This window comes from Pseudomonas sp. GZJR-8 (genome assembly GCF_002916705.1).
GTDB lineage: Bacteria > Pseudomonadota > Gammaproteobacteria > Pseudomonadales > Pseudomonadaceae > Aquipseudomonas > Aquipseudomonas synxantha_A.
The window spans coordinates 606,582-618,097 of record NZ_JXSI01000003.1 but is presented as its reverse complement, the minus strand read 5'-3'; the positions used below and the strand labels follow the sequence as shown (position 1 = coordinate 618,097).

Below are 11,516 nucleotides of genomic sequence, written 5' to 3'. Positions count from 1 at the left end.
GTGGTGGTAGCGGTCAGGACCACATCGACCTTGTCGATGGTGTCGTTGATCGTGGTGGTTGCGCCGTTGCCCGCAACTTCCAGTTTTTCGAAGTTGCCGCCGGAAGCGTCGGTGATCTTGACCGTCTGCGTGCTCTTGTCGATGAACACGTCATCGGTAGGTGCAGGGACGGTCACGGTGCCGACCGTGTCGCCCGCTTTGATGGTGATCGACGAGCCGTTATCCAACTTCAAGGTGACGTCGGTGCCGGCCTTGTTGCTCAAAGTTGCGGTGTAGGTGATCTGGCCACCTTCGCTCACTGCGTTTGGCGCGGTCAACGTGACAGTCGTAGTGTTATCGGTACCCGGTGTGTCAGTCACAGTTGTAGTGACTTTATCGGTCCCTGGAACCAAATTCTCGAAGTGCTCGCCGCCAGTCACACCTTGAATGGCGGTAGTGACGGTCTGGTCGCCTTTGTACACATCATCCGGTGCAAGAACCGACACGCTAGCGCTGGATTCATTCACGCCAATGGTGATGGTTTGGCCGTTATCCAGAGTCACGGTCAGCGGGTTGGTGATGTTGGTCACCGGTGCGCCGTTCTTATCCACAAGGCTGGCGGTGTAGACGATATTGCCGCCTTCGCCAACGGTGGTAGTGGCGGTCAGAACTACATCGACTTTATCGATGGTGTCATTGATCGTGGTAGTCGCACCGTTGCCCGCAACTTCCAACTTCTCGAAGTTGCCACCCGTGGTCTCGGTGATTTGAACGGTCTGGGTGCTCTTGTCGATGAACACATCATCGGTAGGTGCAGGCACGGTCACAGTGCCGACGGTATCGCCGGCCTTGATAGTGATCGACGAGCCGTTATCCAACTTCAAAGTGACGTCAGTGCCCGCTTTGTTGGAAAGCGTGGCGGTGTACGTAATTTGACCACCTTCGTTAACGGCGTTAGGCGCGGTCAGCGTCACGGTAGTGGTGTTATCGGTGCCAGGGGTATCCGTAACGGTGGTGTTCACCGCCGTAGTGCCCGGGACCAGGTTCTCGAAATGCTCGCCACCGGTCACGCCTTGGATGGCGGTAGTGACGGTCTGATCGCCTTTGTAGACATCATCCGGTGCCAAGATCGAAACAGTGCCGCTCGACTGATTCACGCCGATGGTGATGGTTTCGCCATTATCCAAAGTGACGGTCAGCGGATTGGTGATGTTAGTCACCGGTGCGCCGTTTTTATCCACAAGGCTGGCGGTGTAAACGATGTTGCCGCCTTCGCCGACGGTGGTAGTAGCGGTCAGTACTACATCGACTTTATCGATGGTGTCATTGATCGTGGTGGTCGCACCATTGCCCGCAACTTCCAACTTCTCGAAATTGCCACCCGTGGTCTCGGTGATTTGAACGGTTTGCGTGCTCTTGTCGATGAACACGTCATCGGTAGGCGCAGGGACGGTCACAGTGCCGACAGTGTCACCAGCCTTGATGGTGATCGACGAGCCGTTATCCAACTTCAAAGTGACGTCAGTACCCGCTTTATTGGAAAGCGTAGCGGTGTAAGTGATCTGGCCGCCTTCGTTAACGGCGCTAGGCGCGGTCAGCGTAACAGTCGTGGTGTTGTCGGTACCCGGTGTATCGGTGACAGTGGTGTTCACCGCCGTAGTGCCCGGCACCAGGTTCTCGAAGTGCTCACCGCCAGTGACACCAGTAATGGCGGTAGTGACGATCTGGTCGCCCTTATACACGTCATCCGGTGCCAAAACCGAGATAGAACCGCTGCTTTGGTTCACACCAATAGTGATGCTCTGGCCGTTATCCAAAGTGACAGTCAGCGGATTGGTGATGTTAGTCACCGGTGCGCCGTTTTTATCCACAAGGCTGGCGGTGTAAACGATATTGCCGCCTTCACCGACGGTGGTGGTAGCGGTCAGGACCACATCGACCTTGTCGATGGTGTCGTTGATCGTGGTGGTGGCGCCGTTGCCCGCGACTTCCAACTTCTCGAAGTTGCCGCCAGAAGCGTCAGTGATCTGGACCGTCTGGGTGCTCTTATCGATAAACACATCATCGGTCGGCGCAGGCACGGTCACGGTGCCGACGGTATCGCCGGCCTTGATAGTGATCGACGAGCCGTTATCCAACTTCAAGGTGACGTCAGTGCCCGCTTTATTGGAAAGCGTAGCGGTGTACGTAATTTGACCACCTTCGTTAACGGCGTTAGGCGCGGTCAGCGTCACGGTAGTGGTGTTATCGGTGCCAGGGGTATCCGTAACGGTGGTGTTCACCGCCGTAGTGCCCGGGACCAGGTTCTCGAAGTGCTCGCCACCGGTCACACCCTTGATCGCGGTAGTGACGGTCTGATCGCCTTTGTAGACATCATCCGGTGCCAAGATCGAAACAGTGCCGCTGGACTGATTCACTCCGATGGTGATGGTCTCGCCGTTATCCAGCGTGACGGTCAACGGATTGGTGATGTTAGTCACCGGCGCGCCGTTTTTATCCACAAGGCTGGCGGTGTAGACGATATTGCCGCCTTCGCCGACGGTGGTAGTGGCGGTCAGTACTACATCGACTTTATCGATGGTGTCGTTGATCGTGGTGGTGGCGCCGTTGCCCGCGACTTCCAACTTCTCGAAGTTGCCGCCAGAAGCGTCAGTGATCTGGACCGTCTGGGTGCTCTTATCGATAAACACATCATCGGTAGGTGCAGGGACGGTCACAGTGCCGACAGTGTCGCCGGCCTTGATAGTGATCGACGAGCCGTTATCCAACTTCAAGGTGACGTCAGTGCCCGCTTTATTCGAAAGCGTAGCGGTGTACGTAATTTGACCACCTTCATTCGCTTCAGACGGTGCAGTCAGCGTGACAGTGGTGGTGTTATCGGTGCCCGGAGTGTCAGTCACGGTCGTGGTGACTTTATCGGTCCCTGGAACCAGATTTTCGAAGTGCTCACCGCCGGTCACGCCGCTGATAGCAGTAGTGACGGTTTGATCGCCTTTGTAAACATCATCCGGCGCTACGGTGGTAACGGTGCCGCTCGACTGATTCACACCAATGGTGATGGTCTGACCGTTATCCAGAGTGACAGTCAACGGATTAGTGATGTTAGTCACCGGCGCACCGTTCTTATCCACAAGGCTGGCGGTGTAAACGATGTTGCCGCCTTCGCCGACGGTGGTGGTGGCGGTCAGAACTACGTCCACCTTGTCGATGGTGTCGTTGATCGTGGTGGTGGCGCCGTTGCCCGCGACTTCCAACTTCTCGAAGTTGCCGCCAGAAGCGTCAGTGATCTGGACCGTCTGGGTGCTCTTATCGATAAACACATCATCGGTCGGCGCAGGCACGGTCACGGTGCCGACGGTATCGCCGGCCTTGATAGTGATCGACGAACCGTTATCCAGCTTCAACGTGACGTCAGTACCGGCCTTGTTGCTCAAGGTAGCGGTGTAGGTGATCTGGCCACCTTCGTTAACGGCACTCGGCGCAGTCAATGTAACAGTCGTGGGGTTATCGGTACCTGGGGTATCGGTAACGGTGGTGTTCACCGCCGTAGTGCCCGGCACCAGGTTTTCAAAGTGCTCGCCGCTCGTAACGCCGCTGATGGCGGTGGTAACGGTCTGATCGCCTTTGTAGACATCATCCGGCGCTACGGTAGTAACAGTACCGCTGGATTGATTCACACCAATGGTGATGGTCTGACCGTTATCCAGAGTGACAGTCAACGGATTAGTGATGTTAGTCACCGGCGCACCGTTCTTATCCACAAGGCTGGCGGTGTAAACGATGTTGCCGCCTTCGCCGACGGTGGTGGTGGCGGTCAGAACTACGTCCACCTTGTCAATGGTGTCGTTGATTGTGGTAGTGGCGCCGTTACCCGCAACTTCCAATTTCTCGAAGTTGCCACCCGTGGTCTCGGTGATTTGAACGGTCTGCGTGCTCTTGTCGATGAACACGTCATCAGTCGGCGCCGGGACGGTCACAGTGCCGACAGTGTCCCCAGCCTTGATGGTGATCGACGAGCCGTTATCCAACTTCAACGTAACGTCAGTGCCCGCCTTGTTGGAAAGCGTAGCGGTGTACGTAATCTGCCCGCCCTCATTGGCCTCGGTCGGCGCAGTCAGCGTAACGGTAGTTGTGTCGATCGAATCGGTGGTCGTGGTGACTGCCGCAGTTGTGCTCGGCACCAGGCTTTCAAAGTTGCCGCCAGTCGCGCTGGTAATGGTGGTGCTGACCGTGCTGCCGTTGACGTAGACATCATTGGGCGCGGTGTCCACGACCACGCTGCCGACAGACTCGCCAGCCTTGATGGTGATTACCGAGCCATTGCTCAAGGTAACGTTTACCGGGGTTTGCGCCGGGTTGGTCAAGGTGGCGGTGTAGGTGATCTGGCCACCTTCGGTCACGGTCGAGCTTGCGGTCAGGGTGACGGTGGTGGCATCGATCGAATCAGTAATGGTGGTGACCGCAGGCGTGGTGCTCGGTACCAGGTTTTCGAAGTTGCCGCCGGTTGCACCGGTAATGGTGGTGCTGACGGTCGAACCGTTGTTATAGACGTCGTTAGCCGCAGTATCGACCACAACGGTGCCGGTCGACTCACCCGCCTTGATGGTGATCACCGAGCCATTGCTCAAGGTGACATTCACCGGGGTCTGCGCCGGGTTGGTCAGGGTGGCGGTGTAGGTGATCTGGCCGCCTTCGGTCACGTTGCTGTTGGCTGTGAGGGTAACGGTGGTGGTGTCGACCGAATCGGTAATGGTGGTGACCGCAGGCGTGGTGCTCGGTACCAGGTTTTCGAAGTTGCCGCCGGTTGCACCGGTAATGGTGGTGCTGACGGTAGAGCCGTTGTTGTAGACGTCGTTAGCCGGAGTATCGACCACAACGGTGCCGGTTGACTCGCCAGCCTTGATGGTGATCACCGAGCCATTGCTCAAGGTGACATTCACCGGGGTCTGCGCCGGGTTGGTCAAGGTGGCGGTGTAGGTGATCTGGCCGCCTTCGGTCACGTTGCTGTTGGCTGTGAGGGTAACGGTGGTGGTGTCGACCGAATCGGTAATGGTGGTGACCGCTGGCGTAGTGCTCGGTACCAGGTTTTCGAAGTTGCCGCCGGTTGCACCGGTAATGGTGGTGCTGACGGTCGAGCCATTGTTATAGACGTCGTTAGCCGGGGTATCGACCACAACGGTACCTGTCGATTCACCGGCCTTGATGGTGATCACCGAGCCATTGCTCAAGGTGACATTCACCGGGGTCTGCGCCGGGTTGGTCAGGGTGGCGGTGTAGGTGATCTGGCCGCCTTCGGTCACGGTATTGCTCGCCGTCAGCGTGACGGTGGTGGTGTCGATTGTGTCGGTGATCTGCGTTACGGCCGGGTTAGGGTCGATGGTCAATACCAGGTTGCCGCCGCCGGTGGTACCGGTAACGCCGACGCTGATCTGGCTCGGGTCGATGTACGGGCTGTCGTTAGGGGCCAGAGGCACATTGACGGTGCCGGTCAACTGGCCCGACGGGATGGTAATCACCGCGCCATTGGTCAAAGTGACGGTCAGGTCGCTGGTGGAGGGCCGCGTCACGGTGGCGGTGTAGGTCAGCACGCCGCCCGCTTCGGTGATGGTCGGCGTCGCGCTCAGGGTCAGGGTCGAAGGCTGCAGCACCTGGTTGCCCGAGTCCGCCGAGCCTGGCGCTCCGCTCAGGGCGTTGAGTGCCGAAGTGCCTTGGCCGATAGGTGCAGTCGGGAAGCCGATGGTCGGGTCGACACGGCCGGCGGTCGCGTCCAGCACCACGAAGCTGTGGCCACCCCCGGCGGCACCATTACCGGCAGCGTTGGCGCCTGCGGCGGTGGCTTCCAGGTCGGTGGTCGGGTCGGCGCCGGCGGCGATGGCTTGTTGCAGCTCGGCAACCGATGGTGCGGCTTGCTCGGCAGCGGCGGCCAAGTCGGCGCTGGAGTCCGGCATATCGGCGCTCCACTGGGTGTCCCGGCCCAGGTCCAGGATGCGGCCGTCGGCCAGTTCCAGGCTGACTGCGCCCGACATGCCTGTGTCGATCTGGTCGCCTGCAAACAGGCGGTCACCTTCTACAAGGACGCGACGTGTTCCTTCCGGAGAAATAACGAAAACTTGACCAACAATGCTTTTGACGATGGCAACAACACTGCTCATTAAAATTTTCTCCGGCGATCCGTTTCGACAAATTCCATTTCGCAGCGCGCTATTAGCGCTGCCAATTGGGAGGGCGTAGTCTATATATGTATTGACGTCAAATATTTGGCTAGATTTTTTAGCGATCTAGTTTGTGCCAAAGTATTGACCTTATGGTCGCCATCCTAAACAATCGCCTCTGTAATGTCACATTGATATTTATGCGGCGAACCGTCCTACATGTGTGAAGCAGTTCCGCTTTTTGAACTTTCCGACGTACGGTCATTACGGTAGCCATTATCCGACGCAGCGGTACTCATCGCTGTGATTTGAGACAAGAAGTCCTGGGGAATTTTTTAATGCGTCTGCACCTGTTCAAGGCAATACCGTTCGTTCTCGCCGCCAGTTTCGTACAAGCCCAGACACTGCCCCAAGCCATGCAGCAGGCATTGGATGTACACCCGGAAATCCAGGCGGGTGTAAACAGCCGTATCGCCGCCGATTACCAATTGCGCGCCGCCCAAGGTGGTTACCTGCCGCGTGTCGACCTGAACGCCGGTTACGGTCGTCAAGGGACTGACAACGCCACCACCCGCGCCAACAACCCCAGCGGCAACCACTGGGACACGCTCAACCGCGGTGAATCCAGCCTGCGTCTGCAGCAAATGATTTTTGACGGTTTCGCTACCTCCAGCGAAGTCGGGCGTCAACAAGCCAACGTTAATTCCCGTGCCTACTCCTTGCTGGGTACTTCCGAGCGCACAGCGCTGACCGTTGCTCAGGTTTACCTGGAAGTGCTGACCCGTCGTGAGTTTGTGCGCCTGGCCGAAGACAACCTGCGCAACCACGAGCGCATCTACGATCAGATCAAGTTGCGCACGGAGCGCGGCGTCGGCAACGGTGCCGACCAGGACCAGGCCGAAGCGCGTCTGGCCCAGGCCCGCAACAACTTGATCACCGAGCAAACCAACCTGGCCGACGCGCAGGTCAACTACCTCAGCGCCGTAGGCCAGATGCCGGACCAACTCGAGCGCCCGGCCCCGTTCATGGCCATGCTGCCGGCAGACCTGAATGAAGCCCTTCGCCAGATGCTCGACAACAGCCCGGTCCTGCGCTCGGCCGAGTCGGATATCTCCGCCGCCGAGAAGCAGTACGAAGCCGCCAAGTCCACCTTCTACCCGCGCTTTGACGCCGAGCTTGGCACCAACGCCGACAACAACGTCTCCGGTGATCCCAACCACAGCAACGGCTGGGAAGCCATGGTGCGCATGCGCTTCAACCTGTTTGCCGGTGGCAGCAACAAGGCTGACCTGCAATCGAAGTCCTACCAGGCCAACCAGGCTCTGGATATTCGCAACAACGCCTTGCGCCAACTCAACGAAGAGCTAGGCTTGGCCTGGAACGCCTTGAGTAACGCCAACGCGCAATTGCCGGTCGCCCAGCAGTATGTGGATCACAGCACCCGCGTACGCACGTCTTACCAGCAGCAGTTCAGCCTTGGCCAACGTACCCTGTTGGATTTGCTCGACAGCGAGAATGAATTGTTCACCGCTTCCCGCCGCCTGGAAGAAATCAAGAACATTCAGTTATTTACTCAGTACCGAATCAAGGCGACCATGGGCGAATTGCTCAAGAGCCAGGGAGTGGTCGCACCGATGGCCTCCGTCGTGCAGAACGACGTGAAACCTAAAGTCCAACTGCCTGGGATGAATTGAGCCACCCCAATAGCCCCATCTGTTAGTCGAGAGTGCACCGCGTGGAATCTGAAATCGGTCGAGTTCATCTCAGTCATGATCCACGCGCTTTGCACGACGACCCGTTGCTCGACGGGTTGCTGGCGCTCTGCGCACTGCACCAGAAGCCTGCCAGCGCGGCCATGCTCACCACTGGCCTGCCGCTGCCCTCGCAACGCTTGAGTGCTGAACTGCTGCCGCGTGCTGCTGCGCGGGCCGGGCTGCAGGGCCGACTGTTGCAACGCAAGCTGGAACAGATCCCGACGATTGCATTGCCGGCCCTGCTGTTGCTCAAGGACGGGCGCAGTACCGTGCTGGTGGGTTGGCAGGGCGATGATGAGGCGCGGGTGCTGCTCAGCGAAAGCGACGGCGGTGAAGTGCTGATCAAGCGCGAGGCATTGGCCGACGACTACATCGGCAAGGTCTTCTTCGCCCAGCCGCAACACAAATTCGACGTCAACCACGGCAGCCTGATTCCACGGGCGCGTTCGTGGTTCCGTGACACCCTCATGCGTTCGCGCTGGCTCTACACCGACGCCATCGCCGCCAGCTTCCTGATCAACATCATCGCCATGGCCGCGCCGCTGTTCGTGATGAACGTGTACGACCGCGTCGTACCGAACCAGGCCACCGCCACCCTGTGGGTGTTGGCCGTGGGCATCTGTGGTGCATACCTGTTCGACCTGATCCTCAAAAGCCTGCGCAGCCTGTGCCTGGACCTGGCCGGTAAAAAAACCGACCTGATCATCTCGGCCACGCTGTTCGAACGCATCGTCGGCATGTCCATGAAGTACCGCCCGGCGCGGGTCGGCAGCTTCGCCCAGAACATCCATGAGTTTCAAAGCCTGCGCGATTTTCTCGCGTCGCTGACCCTCACCAGCCTGATCGACCTGCCGTTCACGCTGCTGATCTTTATGGTGATCGCCATCCTCGGCGGGCACCTGGTGTGGATCCCGGTGCTGGCGTTTCCGCTTGCCCTGGGCATCGGCTATGCCCTGCAAAAGCCCTTGGTAGCCACCATGGAACGCACCATGGCCCTGGCCGCTGAACGCCAGTCGAGCCTGATCGAAACCCTCGCCGGGCTCGATGCGGTCAAGGTCAACAATGCCGAGAGCGAGCGCCAGTATGGCTGGGAGCAGACCATCGGCACCCTGAGCCGGCTTGAACTGCGGGTGAAGTTGCTGTCGGGCCTGTCGATGAACATGACCCTGCTGATCCAGCAATTGGCCGGCGTGATCATGATCGTATTCGGCGTGTACCAGATCATCGACGGCAACCTGAGTATGGGCGGCCTGATTGCCTGCTACATGCTCAGTGGCCGCGCCTTGAGCCCGCTGGCTTCGCTGTCGGGCCTGCTCACGCGCTATCAGCAGGCCAAGGTCACCATGACCTCGGTGGACCAGATGATGGAGCTGCCTCAAGAGCGCAATTTCGAAGAGCGCCCCATGAGCCGCCGCACCCTGCAAGGCGCCATCGAATGCCGGGGCCTGAACTTCACCTACCCCAACCAGCAGAACCTGGCGCTGAAGAACATCAACCTGGTGATCAAGCCAGGGGAAAAAATCGGCATCATCGGTCGTAGCGGCTCGGGCAAAAGCTCCCTGGCCAAACTGATCGTTGGCCTGTACCAGCCCGACTCCGGCGCCCTGCTGGTGGACGGCGTGGACGTGCGCCAGATCGACGTCAGCGAGCTGCGCCACAACATTGGCTACGTCGCCCAGGACATCCAGTTGCTCGCCGGCACCCTGCGCGACAACCTGGTCAGCGGTGCGCGCTACGTCGAAGACGAAATGGTGCTGCAAGCCGCCGAGCTGGCCGGTGTACACGAATTCGCCCGTCTGCACCCTCAGGGCTACGAGCTGCAAGTGGGCGAGCGTGGTCAGAACCTCTCCGGCGGCCAGCGTCAGAACGTCGCCCTGGCCCGCGCGTTGTTGCTCAACCCGCCCATCCTGCTGCTGGACGAACCCACCAGCGCCATGGACAACACCGGTGAAGAACGCTTGAAACAACGCCTGCAAGCCGTGGTGCAAAACAAGACCGTGGTGCTGGTCACGCACCGAGCCTCACTGCTCTCGCTGGTGGACCGCCTGCTGGTGGTCGACCGTGGGCAGATTCTCGCGGACGGCCCGAAAGCCGTGGTCATGGAAGCGTTGAAAAAGGGGCAGATCAGTGTTGCTTAAGTCCATCAAGAGTGCGGTCGGCCGCTATTTCAAAGGCACCGACTCGCTGCAGGGCCAGCCCCTGCCCGAGGTCAACAAAGCGCTGATCGAAGATGCCCCGCGAGTCATTCGCCTGACCATCTGGGCGATCATCGGGTTTTTCGTGTTCCTGGTGGTTTGGGCGGGTTTCTCCGAGATCGACGAAGTGACCCGTGGCGACGGCAAGGCGATTCCGTCGTCCAAATTGCAGAAAATCCAGAACCTGGAAGGCGGTATCGTCGCCGAGCTGTACGTCAAGGAAGGCCAGATCGTAGAGGCCGGTGCGCCGTTGATTCGCCTCGACGACACCCGGTTCGTTTCCAACGCCGGGGAAACCGAAGCCTTGCGCCTGGCCATGCAACTGCGCGTCGAGCGCCTGAGTGCGCAGGTGGATGATCGCCCGCTGAACATCCCCGACGACGTACTCAAGGCCGCGCCGAGCCAGGCTGCCAACGAGCGCTCCTTGTATGAGAGCCGACGCCAGCAGCTGAAAGACGAAGTCGGCGGCCTGCAGGAGCAACTGGTACAGCGCCAGCAGGAACTGCGCGAGTTCACCTCCAAACAGGGCCAGTACCGCAGCCAGTTGTCCCTGCAGCGCCAGGAAATCAACATGTCCGAGCCACTGGTGGCGCAAGGCGCGGTATCGCCGGTGGAAGTGCTGCGCCTCAAGCGCGCCGAAATGGAAACCCGCGGCCAACTGGATGCCACCACCCTGGCAATCCCCCGCGCCGAATCGGCGATCAAGGAAGTGCAGCGCAAGATCGACGAAACCCGTGGCAAGTTCCGCAGTGAAGCCCTGACCCAGCTCAACGAGGCTCGCACTGAACTGAACAAGGCCGAGTCCACGGGCCGCGCGTTGGACGACCGGGTCAGCCGTACCCTGGTCACCTCGCCGGTGCGCGGGATCGTCAAGCAACTATTGGTCAACACGGTCGGCGGCGTGATCCAGCCGGGCAGCGACATGGTCGAAATCGTACCGCTGAACGACACCCTGCTGGTGGAAGCCAAAATCCGTCCGCAAGACATCGCTTTCCTGCACCCGGGGCAAGAAGCGGTGGTCAAGTTCACTGCCTATGACTACACCGTCTACGGCGGGCTGAAGGCCAAGCTCGAACGCATCGGTGCCGACACCATCACCGATGAAGACAAGAAAACCACTTACTACATGATCACCCTGCGTACCGACCGCAGCCACTTGGGCACCGATGAGAAGCCGTTGCTGATCATCCCCGGCATGGTTGCCTCGGTGGACATCATCACCGGCAAGAAAAGCATCCTCAGCTACCTGCTCAAGCCGATCATCAAGGCGCGGGCCGAGGCGTTGCACGAGCGTTGATCTTCAGCGCCTGTACCGACCTCATCGCAGGCAAGCCAGCTCCCACATTTGAATGTGTTCGCAAATCAAAATGTGGGAGGGGGCTTGCCCCCGATGAGGCCATCAGCATCCCCGAGCACCTCAAACCAAACGCCATATC

General features: G+C 59.3%; 4 protein-coding genes. 3 read left to right on the top strand and 1 reads right to left on the bottom strand.

What is annotated here, in order from left to right:
• Positions 1-6,131 (bottom strand): retention module-containing protein (locus TK42_RS09040; RefSeq protein ID WP_146097870.1); only part of this gene is annotated, 6,131 nt, incomplete at its 3' end.
• Between the two features lie 338 nt (positions 6,132-6,469).
• On the opposite strand from TK42_RS09040, the gene TK42_RS09035 reads away from it, so the two are divergent.
• Genes TK42_RS09035 through TK42_RS09025 form a run of 3 tightly spaced genes read left to right on the top strand, consistent with a single transcriptional unit; the run spans position 6,470 to position 11,377 of the window.
• Positions 6,470-7,825, top strand: coding sequence for a TolC family outer membrane protein (locus tag TK42_RS09035; RefSeq protein ID WP_103734059.1), 1,356 nt, complete (start codon positions 6,470-6,472; stop codon positions 7,823-7,825).
• A gap of 41 nt (positions 7,826-7,866) precedes the next feature.
• The gene (locus tag TK42_RS09030; RefSeq protein ID WP_005783538.1) at positions 7,867-10,023 is read left to right on the top strand and encodes a type I secretion system permease/ATPase; all 2,157 of its coding nucleotides are present in this window, start codon (positions 7,867-7,869) and stop codon (positions 10,021-10,023) included.
• Positions 10,013-11,377 carry an HlyD family type I secretion periplasmic adaptor subunit gene (locus TK42_RS09025; protein WP_005783540.1) on the top strand — a complete coding sequence of 455 codons (1,365 nt, stop codon included), beginning with the start codon at positions 10,013-10,015 and terminating at the stop codon, positions 11,375-11,377. The genes TK42_RS09030 and TK42_RS09025 overlap by 11 nt, the downstream gene beginning before the upstream one ends.
• Positions 11,378-11,516 lie beyond the last annotated feature (139 nt).

What these genes read in the sequence shown, in the direction of transcription:
- TK42_RS09035 (WP_103734059.1), top strand. Translation starts at nt 6,470, where the DNA reads ATGCGTCTGCACCTGTTCAAGGCAATACCGTTCGTTCTCGCCGCCAGT.